Source organism: Streptomyces sp. NPDC086080 (assembly GCF_044540255.1).
In the GTDB taxonomy this organism is placed as follows: domain Bacteria; phylum Actinomycetota; class Actinomycetes; order Streptomycetales; family Streptomycetaceae; genus Streptomyces.
This window is the reverse complement of record NZ_JBITRU010000055.1, coordinates 1-21663: the sequence shown is the minus strand read 5'-3', so window position 1 is coordinate 21663 and position 21663 is coordinate 1. Positions and strand designations below refer to the sequence as shown.

17 protein-coding genes and 1 pseudogene are annotated in these 21663 nt (G+C 70.5%); 8 read left to right on the top strand and 10 right to left on the bottom strand.

The window, feature by feature from the left end; genetic code table 11:
- Positions 1 to 132: 132 nt before the first annotated feature.
- Positions 133 to 2907 carry a beta-galactosidase gene (locus ACIF9R_RS35915; RefSeq protein ID WP_399986945.1) on the bottom strand — a complete coding sequence of 925 codons (2775 nt, stop codon included), beginning with the start codon at positions 2905 to 2907 and terminating at the stop codon, positions 133 to 135.
- A 301-nt stretch (positions 2908 to 3208) separates the two neighbouring features.
- On the opposite strand from ACIF9R_RS35915, the gene ACIF9R_RS35910 reads away from it, so the two are divergent.
- The 3 genes from ACIF9R_RS35910 to ACIF9R_RS35900 all read left to right on the top strand — a co-directional run bounded on the left by ACIF9R_RS35910 (position 3209) and on the right by ACIF9R_RS35900 (position 5862).
- The gene (locus tag ACIF9R_RS35910) at positions 3209 to 3859 is read left to right on the top strand and encodes a DUF4360 domain-containing protein (protein WP_399986943.1); all 651 of its coding nucleotides are present in this window, start codon (positions 3209 to 3211) and stop codon (positions 3857 to 3859) included.
- A gap of 185 nt (positions 3860 to 4044) precedes the next feature.
- Positions 4045 to 4752: a PH domain-containing protein gene (locus ACIF9R_RS35905; RefSeq protein ID WP_399986941.1), complete on the top strand. Its 708-nt coding sequence runs from the start codon at positions 4045 to 4047 to the stop codon at positions 4750 to 4752.
- Positions 4753 to 4884: 132 nt separating this feature from the next.
- Complete coding sequence (locus ACIF9R_RS35900) at positions 4885 to 5862, top strand: arabinan endo-1,5-alpha-L-arabinosidase (protein ID WP_399986939.1); 978 nt, start codon at positions 4885 to 4887, stop codon at positions 5860 to 5862.
- 108 nt (positions 5863 to 5970) lie between these two features.
- Here the strand turns inward: ACIF9R_RS35900 and ACIF9R_RS35895 are convergent, their stop codons facing one another.
- The 8 genes from ACIF9R_RS35895 to ACIF9R_RS35860 all read right to left on the bottom strand — a co-directional run bounded on the left by ACIF9R_RS35895 (position 5971) and on the right by ACIF9R_RS35860 (position 17334).
- Entirely contained in the window at positions 5971 to 7794 is a 1824-nt protein-coding gene (locus tag ACIF9R_RS35895; RefSeq protein ID WP_399986937.1) for a pyridoxal phosphate-dependent aminotransferase, read from the bottom strand.
- A gap of 500 nt (positions 7795 to 8294) precedes the next feature.
- Positions 8295 to 9455 (bottom strand): aldose epimerase family protein, encoded by a 1161-nt coding sequence (locus ACIF9R_RS35890; protein ID WP_399986935.1) that lies wholly within the window; start codon positions 9453 to 9455, stop codon positions 8295 to 8297.
- Between the two features lie 53 nt (positions 9456 to 9508).
- On the bottom strand, positions 9509 to 10750 hold the full coding sequence (mmsB, locus tag ACIF9R_RS35885) for a multiple monosaccharide ABC transporter permease (protein WP_399986933.1): 1242 nt from the start codon (positions 10748 to 10750) through the stop codon (positions 9509 to 9511).
- Entirely contained in the window at positions 10747 to 12297 is a 1551-nt protein-coding gene (mmsA, locus tag ACIF9R_RS35880) for a multiple monosaccharide ABC transporter ATP-binding protein (protein WP_399986931.1), read from the bottom strand. The genes mmsB and mmsA overlap by 4 nt, the downstream gene beginning before the upstream one ends.
- Positions 12298 to 12329: 32 nt before the next feature.
- Positions 12330 to 13442, bottom strand: a complete 1113-nt coding sequence (gene chvE / locus ACIF9R_RS35875; RefSeq protein WP_399986930.1) for a multiple monosaccharide ABC transporter substrate-binding protein — start codon at positions 13440 to 13442, stop codon at positions 12330 to 12332.
- A 146-nt stretch (positions 13443 to 13588) separates the two neighbouring features.
- Positions 13589 to 14557 carry a hypothetical protein gene (locus ACIF9R_RS35870; RefSeq protein WP_399986928.1) on the bottom strand — a complete coding sequence of 323 codons (969 nt, stop codon included), beginning with the start codon at positions 14555 to 14557 and terminating at the stop codon, positions 13589 to 13591.
- Between the two features lie 234 nt (positions 14558 to 14791).
- A complete protein-coding gene (locus ACIF9R_RS35865) occupies positions 14792 to 15829 on the bottom strand; it encodes a zinc-binding dehydrogenase (RefSeq protein ID WP_399986926.1) in 1038 nt (345 codons plus the stop codon).
- Between the two features lie 341 nt (positions 15830 to 16170).
- A complete protein-coding gene (locus tag ACIF9R_RS35860; protein WP_399986924.1) occupies positions 16171 to 17334 on the bottom strand; it encodes a mandelate racemase/muconate lactonizing enzyme family protein in 1164 nt (387 codons plus the stop codon).
- 241 nt (positions 17335 to 17575) lie between these two features.
- Here ACIF9R_RS35860 and ACIF9R_RS35855 point away from each other — a divergent pair, with 241 nt between their 5' ends.
- The gene (locus ACIF9R_RS35855) at positions 17576 to 18454 is read left to right on the top strand and encodes a hypothetical protein (RefSeq protein ID WP_399986922.1); all 879 of its coding nucleotides are present in this window, start codon (positions 17576 to 17578) and stop codon (positions 18452 to 18454) included.
- Positions 18455 to 18695: 241 nt separating this feature from the next.
- Here the strand turns inward: ACIF9R_RS35855 and ACIF9R_RS35850 are convergent, their stop codons facing one another.
- Positions 18696 to 19139, bottom strand: coding sequence for a MarR family winged helix-turn-helix transcriptional regulator (locus ACIF9R_RS35850; protein ID WP_399986921.1), 444 nt, complete (start codon positions 19137 to 19139; stop codon positions 18696 to 18698).
- Between the two features lie 92 nt (positions 19140 to 19231).
- Here ACIF9R_RS35850 and ACIF9R_RS35845 point away from each other — a divergent pair, with 92 nt between their 5' ends.
- The 4 genes and pseudogenes from ACIF9R_RS35845 to ACIF9R_RS35830 all read left to right on the top strand — a co-directional run.
- A complete protein-coding gene (locus tag ACIF9R_RS35845; protein WP_399986919.1) occupies positions 19232 to 20254 on the top strand; it encodes an NADP-dependent oxidoreductase in 1023 nt (340 codons plus the stop codon).
- Positions 20255 to 20326: 72 nt separating this feature from the next.
- Complete coding sequence (locus ACIF9R_RS35840; RefSeq protein ID WP_399986917.1) at positions 20327 to 21139, top strand: EI24 domain-containing protein; 813 nt, start codon at positions 20327 to 20329, stop codon at positions 21137 to 21139.
- Positions 21139 to 21393 (top strand): annotated as a pseudogene (locus ACIF9R_RS35835) (LysE family transporter); the annotation flags it as partial. The gene ACIF9R_RS35840 and the pseudogene ACIF9R_RS35835, both read left to right, overlap by 1 nt.
- 121 nt (positions 21394 to 21514) lie before the next feature.
- On the top strand, positions 21515 to 21663 hold a 149-nt coding region (locus ACIF9R_RS35830; protein ID WP_399986959.1), incomplete at its 3' end, for a helix-turn-helix domain-containing protein.

Genomic DNA, 21663 nt, shown 5'->3' with positions numbered 1-21663 from the left:
GCGGCGGGCCGGCCCGCCCCCCCGGCCGGCCCCCCCGCCTTCGGGGCCCGGGGGGGGGGGCGGTTTGGGGGGGGGGGGGGGGGGGCCCCCCCCCCGCGGGGGGGGGGGCCCCCCCCCCCCCCGGCGGTGGACTCACCTCCCCGGTGGGTCCGCCGCCTCCCCCGTCTCGACCCGCTCCACCGGGAGGCCGCCCCGCGCCGCCCCCAGCAGCGTCAGCCGTACGTCGCGCGGGCCCGAGGGCGTGGTCCCGTCGGACAGCACGGCGAGCGCGAGGGTGTTGGTAGCGCGGGTGCGCAGAATGCCGTTCGGCAGGACGAAGGCGCGGCGCGGGCCCACGTCGTTGAGGTACTGGCCCATGTTCCAGCCGTTGAGGAAGACCTGGACGCGGTAGGCGCGCTCCGGATCGTCCTCCAGGGTGAGCCCGACCGAGGCGTCCATGTCCGGATCGACGTCGAGGCGGAAGCGGGTCCGGTACCAGGCCACGCCCTGCCGCCGTTCCTCGTGCGGGAAGTCCACCTCACGCCAGTGCCGGTCGTCGTACCCCGGCAGGTGCCAGCCGCCGCGCTCCCCGTGCAGCCCGCCGTTGTTGAGCGGGCCGCGCGCCCGGTCCGGCGCCGCGGCCCCCTGGATCCGCCACTCCACCTCCCGCGAGCCGCCCTCGAACGCGGCGGCCGTCAGCCCGCGCGCGGCCCTGTGGGAGTCCTCCGCCCGCTCGTCCCCGTCGTGCCGCATCGGCCGGACGAGCACGGACAGCACATGCCGCCCCCGCCCGCGCAGTCTTTCCGGCACGGCGAAGGTGGCCGTGGCCGTCCACGTCCCCCGCTCCGCGGTGTCCCGGTCCGGCGCCGGCATGCGATGGGTGCCCAGCGGCCGCCCGTCCAGCCAGGCCATCAGCAGACCGTGCGTCCCGGTGGAGTAGGACAGCGACACCGAGGTGAGGCCGCGCGTGTCGGTCAGCCGCCCCCGGTACCAGACGTCGCCGTAGTGGAAGCCGTAGTCGTCCGCGAAGAGGACCGGCCCGTCCTTGGGCACGGGCGTGACGCTGTGCGACGAGGTGCGGTCGGCCACCGTCCACGCCGAGTCGTCGAAGTCCGGCCGTGACTCCGGGTTCCCGCCGCGCCGCCGCCAGCCGCCCAGCTCCGGCAGGGACACGGCGGGCGCGTCCGGCATCATGCCCTCCATCACCAGGCTGCGCGCCCGGCCGAGGTAGGTACGCACCGGCTCGCCGTTCCAGGTCACCTCGGTGATCCCACGCGGCCCCCACACCTCCACCCCGGTCTCGCCGACGACATCGCCGACGAGGTGGACGGTGGAGCCGCGCAGCGTCGCCGAGCGCAGCATCGCCGGGCCGTAGACCAGCAGGGAGCCGGACGGGGTCTCGTACGGCCACAGGCGCAGCGCGGTCGCGTCGTCGGCGAACAGGAGCACCAGGGGGGTGTCGGAGCCCCCCTCCTTGACGAGGATCCGGCTCAGCCCTCCGACGCCGAGCGGCACGACGACGTTCAGCCTGCCCCGGTCGTAGGACCACGCGGGTTCGGTGTCCGCCCGGTCGATGTTCGGCGGGCCGTCGCAGTCCAGCGCGACGTGCGCCTGTTCCCCCTCGCGGCCGACGAACACGGCGACGTCCACCCGCCCGGTGGGCATGCTCAGCATGGGCTGTGCGGTGCAGTACGCCAGGTTCCGCCGGCCCAGCGCCAGTCCGGTCATGAGCAGTTTGGCGTCGTGGGGCGCGACGGCGACCGGCATCTCGATCCCGGTGTCCGGCAGCATCGACTCGACCCGCTCGGGGGTGTCGTTGCGCACCACGTAGACCTGGGCCCCGGTGTCGTGATTGGCCAGGTGGTCCACGCTCAGCCGTCCGTCCGCCGCCCGCACCTCGGGCGCCGGGACCAGCCGGGCGAGGTCGGGCACCGTGCGCACCAGATGCCCGAACTGCTGGAGCGGTGCCAGCTCCGGCGTGGGCCGGCGTCCCTCGTCGATCGGTGTGCCGGAGCCGTCCGGGGCGTGGCCGGCGGTGCCGGGCAGCCAGCCCCACGAGGTCCCGCCGAACACCGGACGGACGTGGTGCGCGGTGATCCCCCGGGCGAGGTCGCTCAGATGGCCGCTCCGCCCGTATCCGGCGCCGACCCGGAACCCGGGCGCCCGCGGGCCGCCCTCGCGCGGGCCCAGCAGCCCGTCGCCGTGGAACAGGGGTACGTCGATCCGGTCGGCCCGCGCCTTCGCGTACAGGCGGGCCAGGTGGGCATGCCGCGCCGGATCGCCGGCCGGGACGTCGTGGGCGTCCTCGACCCGGTACAGCAGCACGGTGCCGCCGCCAGCGGTGTACAGATGCCGGACGGCGATGGAGTGGACGGCGCTCAGCCACGCGTCGGCGTGCCGCAGGTACTCCGGATCGTTGGTCCGGGCGGTTCCCCCGACGGCCGTCAGCCACCCGGGGAAGCCCCCGGCGTCCACCTCGGCGCCGAGGTACGGCCCCGGACGCAGGATGACGTACAGCCGCTCCTCGGCGGCCGTGTTCAGGAACCGGTTCAGATCCCGCACCCCGGTGAAGTCGTACGTGCCGGGCGCGGGGGAGTGGTAGTTCCACGGCACGGGGACCTGGACGGCGTTGTGTCCGTGGGCGCGCAGCTTCTGCAGCACGTCCCGCCACAGCGACGGGCTCGGCAGCCGGAAGGGGTGCAGCTCGGCGGACCACAGCACCAGGCGCCGGCCGTCGACCAGCAGGGAGTACCGGTCGTGGGTGATCCGGTGCCGTCTGCCGTCGGCGCTCGGCGGAGGGGGCGGCGGGCCGGTCGGTACGACCCGCGGCCCCTGCGGGCGGGTCGCCGCTCCGCCGCTGCCGGCCAGCGCGGCACCGAGCGCCGCCGTGCCGGCCAGGGCGGTGAAGGTACGCCTGCTGAGCTCCAAGGGAGCGCCTCCTGTTGTGCTGCCGCGCGTGGTGCTGGTGGGTCATTGTCCACGAACGCGCACCGTCCGTTCACATCCGTGTCCCGGTACGCCCCGTGTGTCCCGCCGGGGCACGGCGGAAGTGAATGGCCGGAGTTCGCTCTGTCCGCCGGTCTCGGAGCTTCATACGATGCGAGCGCTCCCGGGCTTCACCGCACCTCCATGCCTCCTTCACGAAGCCGGGGGCGCATGCGTGCGTATGCATGGCATGTGCATGACCGTTCAACCAAACATTCCACCCCCCACCCAAGGATGGAGAACCATGGCTGGTGGTCTGCTCATGAGTGCGGCGGCGGCCGCACTCCTCACCGCCGCGATACCCGCTCACAACCCGTCGACCTCCTTCGAGGACCCGCCGCCGGACAAGATCGTCATCAAGGTCGCCACAGTGAACGGATCGGGATGCCCCCAGGGCACGGCGGCCGTCGCCGTCTCGGCCGACAACACCGCGTTCACCGTGACCTACAGTGACTACCTCGCCCAGGCCGGCGGGAACTCCGACCCCACGGCGTCCCGCAAGAACTGCCAGCTCAGTCTGCTGGTCCACGTCCCCCAGGGCTTCACCTACGCCATCGCCAGTGCGGACTACCGGGGCTTCGCCTCGCTCCGGCCCGGCGCCACGGGCACGCAGAGAGCGTCGTACTACTTCCAGGGCTCCCCGAGCACGGCGTTCCGCACGCACACCTTCTCGGGCCCGCACGACGACAACTGGCAGGCCACGGACGAGACCGACTGGGCGCAGCTGGTCTACGCGCCCTGCGGGGTCCAGCGCAACTTCAACATCAACACGGAGCTGCGCGTGAGCGCCGGGTCCACGGCGCCCGACCAGGTCAGCTTCATGGCCATGGACTCCACGGACGGGGACATCAGCACGACGTACCACATGGCGTGGAAGGAGTGCCCGGAGGACTGACGCGGTGACGGCGCCAGGGCCCTGACGGGCCGGCGGTGGGCGGCGCGCCCGGAACGGGGGTGCGCCGCCCATCCTCCCTGTGGATGTATCGCTCAACAGCCCTTGTCGGTACGGCAGTCGAGGCTCGACACTGCTCCTCGCGCATACGTGCGGAATCGTTTTCCGCTGGAAAAAACGGGGGACTCATGAGCGATCGGACATTGCCGCGCGAATACCGCACCACCGGTGGGCAGGCCGCCCTTGTCGCGGGTGTGGTCGTCATCGCGGCCGCCGCCGCGCTGTTCCCGCTGTGGACCGAGGAGGACATGCCCGCTTCGGTGCGGTGGATCGGGAGCATCGCCGTCCTGGCGCTGTTCGCCTGGCTGGTCGCCGGAGCCGCGCGCTCCTCGACCACCGCCGACCTCAGGGGCATCCGGGTCCGGGGCGTCATGCGGGTGAGACGGATGTCCTGGCGCGAGATCCAGGACATCCGGGTGGAGGCCAACCCCGGCGCGAGCATGCAGCAGGGAGCACCCAGGGTGTTCACGTACGCCTACGGGGCCAACGGCAAGCGGACGCAGTTGATACACCTGGACGGCAACACCGTCGACTTGGAGGGCGAGCTCGCGTTCCTGCACGCCGCCTGGGTGGAACTGCGCGGCGCCGACTGGACCGAGTCGGCCCGCGTCACCCGCCGCATCGATCGCGGTGAAGCCCGGCGGATGGCGGTCATGGGCGGTCTGACCTGGGGGATGACGGCCTTCTTCCCGCTGATCGTCCTCTCGCTGCTCCCTCTGTTCGGGGACGTGTCCGAGCCTCTGGCGACCCTGCTGTCCCCGGGAGTGCTCTTCGGCGTCGGATGCCCCGCCGCCTGGATCATCGGCTCCGTCGTCACCTACCGCCGCCTCGTCTGACGGGCCGGTGCCGAGGGAGGGCTGCGCGGGGCATTGACGCGGAAGTGGTTCGATTCTACGGTCCGTTCGAACTTGCGATCGCTGTTCGGTATCACGAACGTGCTGACACCCCCACCGCAAGGAGAACCCTGTATGAGCCGCACCCCGCGAAGGCGCACCCTGCTTCTCGCGCTCCCCACCGCCGCGCTGCTCGCCCTCGTGCCGGCCACCGCCACGGCGTACCCCGGCCCCGGACGGGTCACCGGCTCCGTCATCACGCACGACCCCTCGATGATCCGGACCCCCTCCGGGCAGTACCTGCTCTACGCCACCGGCGGCGGGATCAGCAACAAGACCTCCACCGACCGCACCGCCTTCTCCGCGGGCGCCGACGCGTTCTCGTCCCGGCCGGGCTGGTGGCGCGGCTACTCCTCGGCGCCGGAGGCATGGGCGCCGGACATCTCGTACCACGCGGGCAGGTACCTGATGTACTACTCGGTCTCGACCTTCGGGTCGAACACCTCCGCCATCGGGCTCGCCATCTCCAGCACCGGACAGCCCGGCAGCTGGAGCGACCAGGGCATCGTCCACACCTCCAGTTCCTCCAGCGACTACAACGCCATCGACCCCAACCTCTTCGTCGACGACGACGGCACGTGGTGGCTGTCCTTCGGCAGCTGGTGGACCGGGATCAAGATGATCCGGATCGACCCCTCCACCGGCAAGCAGCTCTCCTCCCACACCACCCGGTACTCCCTCGCCTCCCGCCCCACCGGGACCAAGGCCGTCGAGGCGCCGTTCATCGTCAAGCGGAACGGCTTCTACTACCTCTTCGCCTCCTACGACACCTGCTGCGCCGGCACCGCCTCCACCTACAAGGTCAAGGTCGACCGCGCCACCGCCGTCACCGGGCCGTACCGCGACCGGAACGGCGTCGCGATGACGAACAACGGCGGCACCCCCGTACTGGAGTCGCACGGCAGCGTCATCGGCCCCGGCGGCCAGTCGATCATGAACGACGTGGACGGGGACCTGATCGTCTACCACTACTACGACGGCAACGACAACGGCACCCCCAAGCTCGGCATCAACCTCCTGAACTGGAGCAGCGGATGGCCCGTCGCCTACTGACCCTGCCGGCCGCGCGGCTGCCCGCCCTCCCCTCGGACAGTCCTGCGCGCAGGCGGCCTCCGCTGCGGTTCGACCCTGCGTGATCCCGCCGTGGTCCGGCAGCGCTTCTCAGCCCGTCTGGCCCATTCCCGCGGCGTTGGGCCAGGCGGCCTGTGCTCCCGGCCAGCCCGTCGCCGGGGCCATGGAGAGGCCGTCGGTGCCCCTGACCTGCGCGGCCGTCAGGCCCCCGCGGGCGGGGACGCCGGGCGGGGTCGGACCGGCGGGCGGGGGCGCCGGAGCGGCCGGTGCCGGTGCCGGCGGTGAGAACGCCGCCGCGGCGGGCATCGGGGCCTGCGCCGCCGGCGCGAGCGGCTGGGCGGGAACCGGCGCGGGCATGGGCGCGGGCTGGGGGACCGGCTCGGGGAACAGCTGAGGCGCGGGCTGGGGCACGGGCTCCGGGAACAGCTGAGGTGCGGGCTGGGGCACGGGCTGGGGCACGGGCTGGGGCATCTGCTGGGGCACGGGCTGAGCCACAGGCTGCGGCATCCCCTGCGCACCCGTGCCCACTCCCCTTCCCACCGCCGTGCCCGTCGATGCCGCAGCCGGCACCGGCATCCCACCGCCCGGGTCCGCCCTCACGGTGGACGCGGCGGCGGGGAGCGGCATGCCGGTGCCGGCGGCCGGAGCGGCGGCGAGCCCCGGGACGCCGGCACCGGCGGCTTGAGCGGCGAGCCCCCGCATGCCCGACCCGTTGGTCTCGCTCACCAGGCGGTCCACTGCCGCCGTGCCCGAGCTGTAGCCGGTCCCCGTGGCCTGCTCCGGCACGGCGGCTCCCCTCCTGGACGTCCCGTAGAGCACCTGTTCCAGGCCGGTGACCAGGCGACGCACATCCACCTGGGGACGTACCACGAGACGCAGGAAGCGGCTGGAGGAGCCGATCTTGTTGCCGCACTCACGCACCAGGATCCGGTGCTCGGTGAGCATCCGGTCCCGGACGACGGTTCCCTCGGCGCCCACGGGGAGGCGCACGAAGAGGAAGTTGCCCTGGGACGGGTAGACCGTCAGCCCAGGCAGCGAGGAGAGCTGGCCGGACATGTCCATCCGGTCGCGGCGCACCTGGTGGAGACTCTGGGCGTACTCGGCACCGTGCTCCTTCAGCATGAACACCACGTGCTCGGCGAAGGAGTTGAGGTTCCACTTGGGGAGCATCGCCCGCACCTTGCCCGCGAGCGCCGGGTTGGCGACCAGATAGCCGAAGCGGATGCCGTGCAGGCCGAAGTTCTTGCCCAGGCTGCGCAGCACGATGACGTTGGGCCGCAGCATCGCCTCCTGCACCACGCTCGGCTCGTTCTCCGCGTCGGCGAACTCCAGGAAGGACTCGTCGATCACCACCAGGTCGAGGTCGGCCATGGCGTCCATGAACTGCACGATCGCGTGCTTGTGCAGGAAGCCGCCGTCGGGGTTGTTGGGGTTGCAGATCACCGCGACCCGGGTGCCCCTGGCCCGGATGAACTCCGCGTACTGCGCCAGGTCGAGGGCGAAACCACTGGACTCCTGGAGCGGGAACATGTCGACCCGCTTGCCGGTCTCCATGGGCTGGTCGGTCCAGCGGCCGAAGGTGGGGACGGGCACGGCGAGGGACTCACGGACCAGGAGATGGTCGATCCAGGTGATCAGCTCGGTCGAGCCGTTGCCCATCGCCACGGCCTGCGGCGGCAGTTGGAGCAGGTTGCACAGTTCGGCCGTGATGGTGTCGGCGCTGCTCGGGTAGTACGTGATGATCTCGCGCAGCCGGACCGCCATCTCCTCGAACATGGCGGGGGTGGGGAAGTACGGATTGCAGGGGATGCAGAAGTCCACCGGCCCGGCCCCGTCGCTCTCCCGTGCCAGCGCCGCCATCGACGGACTGTGCGCCGCGGTGCTGCGGAACAACGAGGTGACGTTGTCGGCCATGGAACCTCCGTGTACGGCGGGTCCGTGGGGGACGTCGTGGACCCGTCATGCCTGGGTGGCCCGCGCGGGGGAGCACGGGCCACCCAGGAGTACGGACCGGCGCGCGCCGCCGTTCAGCTCATGTGTGGAAAATGTGAGGACGGCTCATGATCCGGGTCACCTGGCTCCCCCGAGGATGCCCCGGCCTTCAGGCCGGGGTGGGGGTACCTCCCGCTTGCGGGGGAGAATCGGACCCTTGCGAAGCGGGGCAGGAAACGGGGTTTCGCCGTCAGGGCGAAAGACCGCCCACCCGGCCGGGTGAACTGCACGCCGTACGTTGCGAGAACCAAGCGCGTACGTCGTGCTGACCGAGAACCAGGACAGCACATGCACCTCCGAGCTTTGCTGTATGACCCCGGGCTGGTTTCAACCCGGCTGGTGCTGATCGTGGAAGACCTGTCGGGTCGCTGACCCGCAGGCGGCGTGAGCCAGGAATCCCCCTGCTCCAGCTGGGGGAGGATTCAAACCCCGAACGAGTGCACCGTCGTCGTCCGGTACGTTTCTCCCGGCCGGAGCACGGTCGAAGGGAACGACGGCTGGTTCGGTGAGTCCGGGAAGTGCTGCGTCTCCAGGCACAGCCCGTCGCCCTGCCGGTAGACCTGGCCGCCGCTGCCGACGAGGGTGCCGTCGAGGAAGTTGCCGGAGTAGAACTGCAGGCCCGGCTCGGTGGTGGCGATGCTCAGCGTACGGCCGGAGGACGGGTCACGGAGCACGGCGACCCGCTCGGGACGGCGGGTGATGCCCTTGTCGAGGACCCAGTTGTGGTCGAACCCCTGCCCGTAGAGCACCTGCTGGTGCGCGGTGCGGATGTCCCGGCCGACCGGCTTGGCGCGGCGGAAGTCGAAGGGGGTGCCCGCGACCTTCGCCCGTTCGCCCGTGGGGATCAGCCCGGTGTCGACCGGTGTGTAGCGGGAGGCGGCGATGGACAGCTCGTGGTCGTATATCGAGCCGCTGCCCTCGCCGGCCAGGTTGAAGTAGACGTGGCTGGTGAGGTTGACGACGGTGGCCTTGTCGGTGGTGGCCTCGTAGTCGACGCGCCAGTCGCCGTCGCGGGTGAGGGTGTAGGTGACCTTCGTGCGCAGGGTGCCCGGGTAGCCCATCTCGCCGTCGACGGAGGTGTAGTACAGGTGCAGTCCGACGTCGGAGCCCCGGGTGAAGGGCTCGATGTCCCAGACCCGCTTGTCGAAGCCCCGGTCGCCGCCGTGCAGGCTGTTCTCGCCGTCGTTGACGGAGAGCTGGTACGGGGTGCCGTCGAGGGTGAAGCGGCCCTGGCCGATGCGGTTGCCGTAGCGGCCGATCAGGGCGCCGAAGTACGGGCTGGAGGCGACGTACTCCTCCAGGGTGTCGAAGCCCAGGGAGACGTTGGCGCGACGGCCGTGGCGGTCGGGGATGTCCAGGGACTGGACGATGCCGCCGTAGGAGAGGACCTTCATCCGGGTCCCGCCGTTCGCCAGGGACCAGCTGTGCACCCTGGTGCCGTCGGCGAGCCGTCCGAAGAGGGTCCGCACCGGCTTTCCCCTGCCCGGCGAGGCGTGGGCCGTACCGCCGAGGGCGGTGCCGGCGGCCAGTCCTGCCGCCGCCGCTCCGGCTCCCGCGATGACCGTGCGTCTGTTCAGTTCCATGTGCCACTCCCGAAAAGGAAAGGGCCCCGCCGTCCGGCGGGGCCCGAGCCGACCTACGAACCGACCTTGCGCTTGTTCCACACGTCGAAGCCGACCGCCGCCAGCAGCACCAGGCCCTTGATGACCTGCTGCCAGTCGGTGCCGACGCCGACGAGGTTCATACCGTTGTTCAGCACGCCCAGGACCAGACCGCCGATGATGGCGCCGAGTACGGTGCCGACACCGCCGGCCATCGACGCGCCGCCGATGAACGCGGCGGCGATCGCCTCCAGTTCGAAGTTGAGGCCGGCCTTGGGAGAGGCCGCGTTGAAGCGGGCGGCGAAGACCAGGCCCGCCAGGGCCGCGAGCATGCCCATGTTCAGGAAGACCAGGAAGGTGACCCTCTTGTCCCGTACGCCCGACAGTTTGGCCGCGGGCAGGTTGCCGCCGATGGCGTAGATGTGGCGGCCGATGATGGCGTTGCGCATCACATAGCCGAAGCCGACGAGCAGCGCGCCGAGGATCAGCAGCACGATCGGAGCGCCCTTGTAGCTGGCCAGCAGCATCGTCACCACCAGGATGGCGGAGGCGAGCGCGACGAGCTTCAGCAGGAACAGCTTGGTGGGCAGGACGTCGAGGTAGAACTCCTTCTGGCGCCGGCGGTCGCGGATCTCCTGGAGGAGGACGAGTGCGATCAGCGCGAGGCCGAGAAGCAGGGTGAGATTGTGGTAGTTCGTCTCCGGGCCGACCTCGGGCATGAATCCGTTGGCGACCTTCTGCAGGCCCCTGGGGAACGGACCGAGGGTCTGGCCCTCCAGGAAGATCTCGGTGAGACCGCGGAAGGTCAGCATGCCCGCGAGGGTCACGATGAACGAGGGTATGCCGCCGTAGGCGATGAACCATCCTTGTACCGCACCCGCGAGGGCGCCCACCGCCAGGCACAGCACCACCGCGAGCGGCCAGGGTATGTCGTTCCTGACCATGAACACCGCGGCCATCGAGCCGACGAACGCCGTCAGTGAACCGACCGACAGATCGATGTGCCCCGCGATGATGACCAGCATCATGCCGATCGCGAGGATCAGGATGTAGCTGTTCTGCAGCACCAGGTTGGACACGTTGCGCGGCAGCAGCAGGTCGCCGTCGGTCCACACCGCGAACAGCGCCACGATCAGGCCGAGGGCGATCAGCATGCCGTACTGGCGCATGTTGCGGCGCATGCCGTCCATCACCAGCTGGAGCAGGCCGTCACCGCCGCCCGCCCCGCCCTTGCCCGGCGGCGCGGTGGCCGGGTTCTTGTCGGTGACTGTGCTCATCGGGATACCTCTTTGTCCTTCGTCATCTGACGCATCAGCGCTTCCTGTGAGGCCTCGGCCCGCGAGAACTCACCGGTCAGCCGCCCCGCGGCCATCGTGTAGATGCGGTCGCACATGCCGAGCAGCTCGGGCAGTTCGGAGGAGATGAAGACGACCGCCTTGCCCTGGGCGGCCAGTTGGTCGATGACCGTGTAGATCTCGTATTTGGCGCCGACGTCGATGCCACGCGTCGGTTCGTCGAGGATCAGCACATCGGGTCCTGCGAAGATCCACTTGCTGAGGACGACCTTCTGCTGGTTGCCGCCGGACAGCTTGCCCACCGGCTCGAACACCGTCGGCGCCTTGATGTTCATGGACGCGCGGTAGCCCTCGGCGACCTGCCGCTCCTCGTGCTCATCCACGACGCCCCGCTTGGCGACCTTCTTCAGGGCGCTGAGCGAGATGTTGCGGTTGATGGTGTCGATGAGGTTCAGGCCGTAGTGCTTGCGGTCCTCGGTGACGTAGGCGATGCCGTGTCCGACCGCCTCGGGAACGGTCTTGGTACGGATCTCCTTGCCGTCCTTGAGGACCGTGCCCCCCGCGTGCCGGCCGTAGGTGCGGCCGAAGAGGCTCATCGCGAGCTCGGTGCGGCCTGCGCCCATCAGGCCGGCGATCCCGACGATCTCACCGCGCCGGACCGTCAACGACACGTCGTCGACGACCTTGCGCTGCTGGTCGATGGGGTGGTGCACCGTCCAGTTGCGGACCTCCAGAGCCGGGGCGGCACCCTCCTCGGGGTGGTGCGGGGTGCGCTCCGGGAAGCGGTGTTCCAGGTCGCGGCCGACCATGCCGCTGATGATCCGGTCCTCGCTGGTCTCCGGGGCCTTCACATCGAGCGTCTCGATGGTCTGCCCGTCCCGCAGGATGGTCACCGAGTCGGCGACCCTGCGGATCTCGTTCAGCTTGTGGGAGATGATGATGGCGGTGATGCCCTGTTCCTTCAGCTGCAGGATCAGGTCGAGGAGTTTGCCGCTGTCCTCGTCGTTGAGCGCCGCGGTCGGCTCGTCGAGGATGAGCAGCTTCACCTTCTTCGACAGCGCCTTGGCGATCTCCACCAGTTGCTGCTTGCCCACGCCGATGTCGGCGACGCGGGTCTCCGGGTGCTCGTCGAGCCCCACCCGGCGCAGCAGTTCGGTGGCGTGCCTGAGGGTTTCGTTCCAGTTGATGAGGCCGCGGGTCGCGTGTTCGTTGCCGAGGAAGATGTTCTCGGCGATCGAGAGATAGGGCACCAGGGCCAGTTCCTGGTGGATGATCACGATGCCGTGCCGCTCGCTGGCCCGGATGTCCTTGAACCGGCAGATCTCCTCCTCGAAGAGGATGTCCCCTTCGTAGGTGCCGTGCGGGTGGACGCCGGAGAGGACCTTCATCAGGGTCGACTTGCCGGCGCCGTTCTCACCGCAGATGGCGTGGACCTCGCCCCGCCGGACGGTCAGGGTGACGTCCGACAGCGCCTTGACGCCGGGAAAGGTCTTGACGATCGAGCGCATTTCCAGGACGGGTCCCGCCATGGTCTTGCCTTCCAATTCGTTTTGGACGGGAGTTAGTTGAGGTCGCTTGCCTTGATGTAGCCGGAGTCGACGACGACCTTCTGGTAGTTCTCCTTGTCCACCGCGACCGGCTCCAGGAGGAAGGCCGGGACGACCTTGGCGCCGTTGTCGTAGGTCTCGGTGTCGTTGGTCTCGGGCTTCTTGTCGTTGAGCAGCGCGTCGACCATGTTGGAGGCCACCTTGGCGAGTTCGCGGGTGTCCTTGTAGACGGTCATCGACTGCTGGTCGGCGATGATCGACTTCACCGAGGCGACCTCGGCGTCCTGGCCGGTGACGACCGGCAGCGGCTTGTCCTTGGCGCCGTAGCCGTCCGACTTGAGGGCGGACAGGATGCCGATGGAGATGCCGTCGTACGGCGACAGCACCGCGTCCACCCGGTCACTGCGGTAGGCGGAGGTCAGGATGTCGTCCATGCGCTTCTGGGCGGTACCGCCGTCCCAGCGCAGGGTGGTCACCTGGTTCAGCTCGGTCTGCCCGGACTTGACGGCGAGCTGCTTCTTGTCGATGTAGGGCTGCAGGACGTTCATGGCGCCCTGGAAGAAGTAGCGGGTGTTGTTGTCGTCGTTGGAGCCGGCGAACAACTCGATGTTGAAGGGGCCCTTCTTGCTGCCGTCCTTCAGGCCGAGCTGCTCGACGATGTAGGTGGCCTGGAGCTCGCCGACCTTCTCGTTGTCGAAGGAGGCGTAGTAGTCGACGTTCTCCGTGCCGAGGATGAGACGGTCGTAGGAGACCACCGGGATGTCGGCGTCCTTGGCCTGCTGCAGGACGTTGTTCATCGACTTGTTGTCGATGGCCGCCACGATCAGGGCGTCCACGCCCTGCGTGATCATGTTCTCGATCTGCGAGACCTGCTGGTCGGGGTCGTCCTCGCCGAAGGCCAGCTTGGTCTTGTAGCCCTTGGACTCGAGGTGCTTCACGACGTTGTCGCCGTCGGCGATCCAGCGCTCGGAGGACTTGGTCGGCATCGCGATGCCGATGGTGGCTCCGTCGGAGCCACCCTTGTCGTCCTCGCCGCCGCCCTCACTGTTCTGGCCGCAAGCGGTCAGGGTGAGAGCGAGGGAGGCGGCGGTGGCCATGGCGGCGATTGCGGCTCTGCGGTTACGCATGGTCATCATTCCTTGGTGTGTCGGCGGGTTCGTCTGGAGGAGCGAGGCGCTTGTGTGTGGGGGGGAGCGAGCCGGGAAAGCCGAGAACGGGTGTGTGGGATTGTGCGCGGCTGTGTCTACTTCTGTGAAGCCGAGTTTCCGAAGTGTTATGTCGGGATGTCGAACCGGTTCAGAGCCCCCGGAAGCCGTGAGCCGAGCGGCGCCATGTCGCCGTCCGCGCCGTGGCGGGCCAGCAGGTCCAGGGCCAGCCGTCCGCGCCGCACGCGCTCCTTCGCGGTCGCCAGGGTGAGGTCCCGCAGCTGGTGCCCGTACGGGTAGATCGCGGGCGCCTTCGCCAGGCCGAACTTCAGATACAGCGGTGCGCCGCGCCGGATCAGCTCGGCGACCTCGTACATCCGCACATAGCCGCCCAGATCGTCGGGCGCCTCGATGTACATGTCCATCGGGGTGGCCGAGACCCTGCGTATCTCGGTGAGATGGGCGAGGGTCAGGTCGCTGGGCACGTTGATCGAGTCCGCGCCGAGCCGCTCGTAGACCGCGTACGAGGCCGGGTTGACCGGTCCGACGAGCGCGGAGACCTTCAGTGTGGTGTCGGCGGGGAGCAGTCCGGCCGCCCGCGCCCGGTGCAGCGTCCACAGCACCCCCTCGTCCGCGACGAGCAGGCACCTCACGCCCAGCTCCGTGGCCCGCACGGCGTCCTCGACGCATCCGGCGACCGCGTCGTGGCCCCGGGCGCGCAGTCCGGCGCCGTGCGAGTCCGTACGGGTCGAGCCGCCGATGTCCCAGGTGCCGCGCGGGCCGGTGAACAGGCAGAGCTCGATGTCCCGCTCCGCGGTGGCCTCGACCATCTCGGTGACCTCGGTGTCGGTCAGCATCCAGACGCCGCTGCCCTGGCTGATCCGGTGGATCGGCACATCGAGGCGCGAGGCCTCCTTCAGTACCACCGCCAGCGCCTCGGGTCCCTCGCACGAGGGGATCTCGGTGCGCCAGCGGCCGCCGCCGGGAAAGGTGTGCGGCGAGGCGTCGGCGGGGTCGAGGGCGGGTGCGCTCAGGCCGAGCGCGGTGAGCGCCTGCTCACCGGGCCGGCGGGGCGCCTTGGCGGAAGCGTCGGTCACGGGGTGTCCTTCGTGTTCGGTATTTCGGACGAGGTTCGTGGCTCAGGGTGCGGGCCGGGCGGACATCGCCGCGAGGGCGGGGCGAGGGGGGCGACGGAGGGGCGACGGAGGGGCGAGGGCGGTGGACGGAGACGGAGACGGAGACGGAGACGGAGACGGAGACGGAGATGAGGGCGATGACGAGGTCGGTGCGCCGGTACGAGGCCGTCAGGTCGCCCTCGTACCGGCGTACGGTCAAGGACGCAACAGGACCTTGCCCACCTTCGGGTCGCCGGATCCCACCAGCTCGATGGCCTCCGGGAACTCGGCGAGCGGCAGCTCGTGGGTCACCAGCGGCAGCGGGTCGAGCAGCCCGGCGGCGAACACCCGCACGGTGTGCGCCCAGGCGTCCGGCGGCGCGCCGAAGACGGTGTGCACCTCCAGCTGCCGTACGACCAGCTCGGTCGGGTCGAGCCCGTCGGCCCCCGGCGCCGGGATCCCGGTGAGCACCAGCCGCCCGCCGCGCCGCAGCAGCGAGGCCGCCGTGCGGGCCGCGTCCGCCGACCCGGCGGTCTCGATCACCACGTCGAAGCCGTCCGGGAGCCTGCCGTCCTTGGTGCGGAAGTCGGTCGCCCCGAACTGCCGCGACAGCGCCTCCCGGTCGCCCCGACTGCCGACCACCAGCAACTCGGACGGCGAGTTCGCCCTGAGGAACTGCACGGCGAACATGCCGAGCGTGCCGGTGCCGACCACCGCCACCCGTTCACCGGGCACCGCGTTCGCCTTCAGCGCGGCGGCCGCGATACAGGCGGCGGGCTCCAGCAGCGCGGCGGCGCCGAGGTCGGCGTCGTCCGGGAGGACGTGCAGCAGTCGGGCGGGCAGGGTCAGCGTGCCGGCCATGGCGCCCGGCTGGGTGAACCCGGTCTCCTCGTAGCCCGCCGAGCACAGTGTCGTCTCACCGGCGTGGCAGCGGTCGCAGACCTGGCAGTTGCGGAAGCCCTCACCGACGACCTTGCGCCCGACGAGCGCCCGGGGCACCCCCGCGCCCACCCGCCGCACGGTTCCGGACCACTCGTGGCCCGGTGTCAGCGGGTAACGCACGTACCCCTCGGGCCGGTTGCCCTGGTACACCTCGCGGTCACTGCCGCAGATCCCGGCGGCGTGCACGTCGACCAGCGCCTCCCCGGGGGCGGGGTCGCGCGGCTCGTGCGGGACGAGGCGGTACGCGCCGGGTGCGTCGACGACGACGGCGGTGCCACCCGCCGCCGTGCCCGGCCGGCCGGCGGCGGTCACCTGGCTCCCCCGAGGATGCCCCGGCCTTCAGGCCGGGGTGGGGGTACCTCCCGCTTGCGGGGGAGAATCGGACCCCTGCGAAGCAGGGCAGGAAACGGGGTTTCGCCGTCAAGGCGAAAGACCGCCCACCCGGCCGGGTGAACTGCACGCCGTACGTTGCGAGAACCAAGCGCGTGCGTCGTGCTGATCGAGAACCAGGACAGCACATGGACCTCCGAGCTTTGCTGTATGACCCCGGGCTGGTTTCAACCCGGCTGGTGCTGATCGTGGAAGACCTGTCGGGTCGCTGACCCGCAGGCGGCGTGAGCCAGGAATCCCCCTGCTTCAGCTGGGGGGAGGATTCAATTCGTGTCCTTGGGCTTGCGCTGCTCCCAGCCCTCGGCCCACAGGTCGAACCGGGCCTGCTGCTGAGGGAACTCGGCCGCCGCGTCGACATCCAGCTCCACGCCGAGGCCGGGGGCGTCGGAGAGGTGGAAGCAGCCGTCCTCCGGGTTCACCTGGGGCGCGCCCTTGACGACCTTCTTGATCTCCGCGTCCGCGAAGTCGTTGAAGTGCTCCAGGATCTTGAAGTTCGGGGAGGTGAAGCCGACCTGGAGGGATGCGGCGGTGAGGACCGGGCCCCCGACGTTGTGCGGAGCGACCAGCATGTAGTGCGTCTCGGCGGTCGCGGCGAGCTTGCGGGTCTCCCAGATGCCGCCGATGTGGCCCACGTCCGGCTGGAGGATGTCGACCGCCTGGCTCTCGAACAGCTCGCGGAACTCGATCCGGTCGTGGATGCGTTCACCCGTGGCGACCGGCATGTCGACCTTCGCGGCGACCTTCTCCAGCGCCTTGAGGTTCTCCGGCGGGACCGGCTCCTCCAGCCAGGCCGGCTGGAACGGCGCGAGCTCCCGGGCCATGCGGACGGCGGTGGCGGGGGAGAAGCGGCCGTGCATCTCCAGCATCAGCTCGGCGTCGGGACCGATGGCGTCCCGTACCGCCTCGATCAGGGAGACGGCGTACAGGCTCTGCCGGTGGTCGAGCTCGTAGTGGCCGGTGCCGAACGGGTCGATCTTCAATGCCCGGTAACCGCGCTCCATCACGGCCCGCGCGGCCTTGTGGTACGCCTCCGGGGTGCGCTCCGTGGTGTACCAGCCGTTGGCGTACGCCTTGACCTTGTCGGTGACCTTGCCGCCGAGCAGCTGCCAGACGGGCACGCCGAGGGCCTTGCCCTTGATGTCCCAGCAGGCCATCTCGACGACGGCGATACCGGACATCACGATCTCGCCGGCGCGGCCGTAGTCGCCGTACTTCATCCGGCGGACCAGGTCCTCGACAGCGAACGGGTCGGCGCCGAGGATGTGGTTGACCTCGGCCTCCTTCAGGTAACCCAGGAGGGCGTCGGTGTGGCCCAGCATCCGGGTCTCGCCGACTCCGGTGATGCCCTCGTCGGTGTGCACCTGGACGTACGTCAGGTTGCGCCACGGCGTCCCGACCACGTGTGTGCTGATTCCGGTGATGCGCACGGCAGTTCGCCCCTCGCTGCGGTTGTGGACCCTGTCATCGGAGCCTGGGATTCGACGTGTTCGATATTTCGTCGCACGTTCGAAATGCTGGCGTGACACTAAGGACGAGGTGGTGGGGGTGTCAATGGGTTGCGCGCCTATCGGTTTCGACAGATTCGAAACCTATGGGTCATGGTCCGCACCAAACCTTCACGGCAAGCCCTATGAAGCGGACCGGAACGGAACCTAACCTTCCCGCGTCATGGACTTTTGCGACGCGTGCCGACGGCACCTCAATGGCGCACTGGCCTGCCCCGGCTGCGGCACGCCCGTCGAGACGATCCGCGCACGCCGGCCGCAGGAACCCGCCGGGCCCTCGGGGGACGGAAGCGGGACGGCGGGCGCGACCGTGGCACCCGCCGCAGCCGCCGGGGCGGCCCGGACCGGGGAGTACGGCGGGACGTACGGCGAGCGGTCCGGTGCGCAAGGTGAGTCCGATGAATCCGATGAACCCGATGACGGGGAGTCGCCGGAGGAGTCGCCGAAGGAGGCGCCGCGTGGTGGGCGGGCGGCCCGGCGCCGGGGGCGTGCGCCGGAGGGCGAGGATCCCTCGGCGGGGCAGAGCCGCCGGGACCGCAAGGCCGCCGCGCACCGTCGGCGGCGCAACCGCACGCTGCTGGTCGTGACGGGTTTCGTCCTCGCGGCGGGCGGACTGAGCCTCGCCGAACTCGGGCTGGACGCGCCCGGAACGAAGCGGGAGCCGGCGGTGGGCGGGGAGTCGCCCGACGGCGGCTCGGCGAAGGTGGAGCCGACGGAGTCGGCGAGCGGGGTCGCGAACGCGGGGACGCCCGCGAAGCCCCCCAGCCCCTCGGCGTCCGCATCCCCCTCGTCCTCGTCCTCGGCTTCGGCGTCCCCGGACGACGAGGAGTCGGGGAACGCGGAGGAGGAGAAGAAGGCCGGGGAGGATGCCTCGTCCGCACCCGCGGACGGCCCCTCGCCCGATCCCGCGACACCTCCGCCGGCCGGGCCGTCCGGGGACCCCGAGAGCCCTGACCCGGAGCCGACCACGAAGAGCCCCGAGCCCGAGCCGGAACCGGAGCCGTCGGAAACCTGCGACCGCTTCCTGTGGTGGTGCACCTGACCGCTCCGCTCTCCGGGACGGACAAGGTGCCCCACCCTCCGCGGCCACCCGCACCACCCCCGCCCCGCGGGCACCCACCCCGCCCCTCTGCGGGCACCGGCCTCGCCCCTCCGCGGGCAGTCGTGCCTCCCCCAGTGCCTTAAGGGCCTGGGAGGTACCCCCAGGGCGGCACGGGTGGGCGCGACGGCACCCTGCAAGCGCCGGGCTGCGCAACACCCCCCCGCCCAACCTCCGGTGTGGCTCAGCTATCGCTCACCATCGTCCGCAACGCGTCCCGCAGCGCCACCCGTTCCCCCTCCGAAAGCCCCGCGAGGGGCTCGCGCGCGAACCGCAGGGACTCCCGCAGACTGCGCGCCACCCGGCGCCCCTCGGCCGTCGCCGCCGCCAGCTTCACCCGCCGGTCCGCCGGGTCGGGCCGGCGCTCCACCAGACCGCGTGCCTCCAGCCGGTCCACGATGCCGGTCACGTTCGACGGCTCGCACTTCAGCCGCTGCGCCAGCTTCCGCATGGGAAGCGGCTCCAGTGACAGCAGGCTCAGCAGCCTCGCCTGCGCGCCCGTCAGCGCGTGACCGGCGGCGGCTTCCTCGTACTCCTCGTGGTAGCGGGCCACCACCGAGCCGATGAGTTCGACGACCTCCAGCGTGAGGGCGTCGGGGCGGCTGGACGTGTCGCGGGGTGTGGCCATGCTCTCCAGGGTACCCAGTCGCTTGACATCCTGAAATATTCAGCCGCATGGTTGTTTCAGGTAGTGAAATATTTCCAGGAAGGTGCCCGCTCATGTCCGACGCCCCCACGCCCCCCACCACCGGCCGCGAGTGGCATCTGCTGAGCCGGCCCGTCGGCTGGCCGAAGCCCGAGGACTTCGCCCTCGTCGAGGCGGAGGTGCCCGCCCCGGGCGAGGGGCAGGTGCTGGTACGGAACACGTACCTCTCCGTCGACCCGTACATGCGCGGCCGGATGAGCGCCGCCAAGTCCTACGTCGCCCCGTACGAGCTGGGCAAGGTCATGCAGGGCGGTGCCGTCGGCGAGGTCGTCTCCTCGAACGCCGAGGGGATCGCGGCCGGCGACCACGTCCTGCACTTCTTCGGCTGGCGCGAGTACGCCGTCGTGGACGCGAAGAACGCCGTCAAGGTGGACCCCGGGGCCGCGCCCCTCCCGGCGTACCTGGGCGTGCTGGGCATGCCCGGGCTCACCGCCTACGCCGGCCTGCTGCGCACCGCCTCCTTCAAGGAGGGCGACTCCGTCTTCGTGTCCGGTGCCGCGGGCGCCGTCGGCAGCCAGGTGGGGCAGCTCGCGAAGCTCAAGGGCGCCTCGCGGGTGATCGGCTCCGCCGGCTCCGACGAGAAGGTCAAGCTGCTCGTCGAGGAGTACGGCTTCGACGCCGCGTTCAACTACAAGAGCGGCCCGGTGGGCCGGCAGCTGCGCGACGCCGCGCCGGACGGGATCGACGTCTACTTCGACAACGTGGGCGGTGACCATCTGGAGGCGGCCATCGGGTCCCTCAACCGGGACGGCCGGATCGCGATCTGCGGAGCGATCTCCGTCTACAACAACACCGAGCCCGCGCCCGGTCCGCGCAACCTCTCCCGGCTGATCCAGACCCGGGGCCGCATCGAGGGCTTCCTGGTCAACGACCACTACGACCTCCAGCCGCAGTTCGTCCAGGAGGTCGGCCCCTGGGTCCGCTCGGGCGAACTCAAGTACCGCGAGACGGTGGTCGAGGGCATCGAGAACAACCTGGAGGCGTTCCTCGGTGTCCTGCGCGGCGACAACACCGGAAAAATGATCGTCAAACTCTGACCGACGCACGGAGCCGGCGGGGGCCGCACCCTTGGACGTGGGGTGCGGCCCTTGCCCCGATAGAGTCCTCCCATGCGCGATCTAGGGGTGGGTTTCCGGTACTTGCTGAGTGGCCAGAAGTGGGTGGCCCGGCACGGCAGACAGTTCGGCTTCGGCCTCCTCCCCGGCCTGATCACCCTCGTCCTGTACGCGGCCGTGCTGATCGCCCTCGCCCTGTGGGGCGCCGACTTCATCGCCTGGGCGACCCCCTTCGCCGACGACTGGTCCAGCCCCTGGCTCGGCCTCTTCCGCGGCTTCCTCACCGCCGTGCTCTTCGCCCTCGGCCTGCTGCTGTCCGTGATCACCTTCACCGCGATGACCCTGCTCATCGGCCAGCCGTTCTACGAGAGCCTCTCCGAGAACGTCGACCGGGACGTCTCACCCGACGGCACCGCCCCCGAGTCCAACCTGCCGCTGCCGCGCGAGCTGTGGATCTCGGCCCGCGACAGCGTCCGTATCGTCGCCCGCGCCCTCGTCTGGGCCGTGCTGCTGTTCGCCCTCGGATTCGTCCCGGTGGCCGGCCAGACCGTCGTACCGGTGATCGGCTTCTTCGTCACCGGGTTCTTCCTCACCGAGGAACTCGCCGCCGTCGCGCTCCAGCGGCGCGAGATCGAACTGCGCGAGCGGCTGGCCCTGCTGCGCTCCCGCAAGACCCTCGTCTGGGGCTTCGGCACACCTTTGGCGGTCGCGTTCCTGGTCCCCTTCGTCGCCGTGTTCCTGATGCCGGGCGCGGTCGCCGGAGCCACCCTGATGGCACGCGACCTGCTCGGTGAGGAGACCGCCGGGAACGACTCCGAGGAGTCCGGCGAGTCCGGCGACTCCGAGGAGCAGGGCGTCGCCTCGTGATGACGGAGGTGCTGGCCGTCGCCGTCATCACCGTCCTGGCCGTGATCGCCCCGGGCGCCGACTTCGCCATGGTGGTAAGGGGCAGCTACCTCCACGGCCGCCGCACCGGACTCCTCGCCGCCCTCGGCGTAGCCGCCGGCGTCCTGGTCCACGTCACCTACACGATGCTCGGCGTGGGCCTGCTGATCGCCTCCTCCACCTTCCTGTTCACGGTCATCCGGGTTCTCCTTCGTGGATACCCCGTCCTTCAGGGCGGGGAGGAAACGAAGCTCCTGTGGAGCAGGGCAGGGAAAGCCGGTTCGCTGCCAGGGCGGACCGGCGTCCACCTTCAACTGCCCGCACTCCGTCACAAACTGATGGGGTAGCATGTGAACCGTGAAGACCACCCACGTGAAGCGGGCGTTCAAGTACCGCTTCCATCCGACCGATGCGCAGGCAGCCGAGCTGTCCCGCACGTTCGGATGCGTGCGGAAGGTCTACAACCTCGCCCTCGCCGCGCGCACCGAAGCGTGGACGCGGCAGGA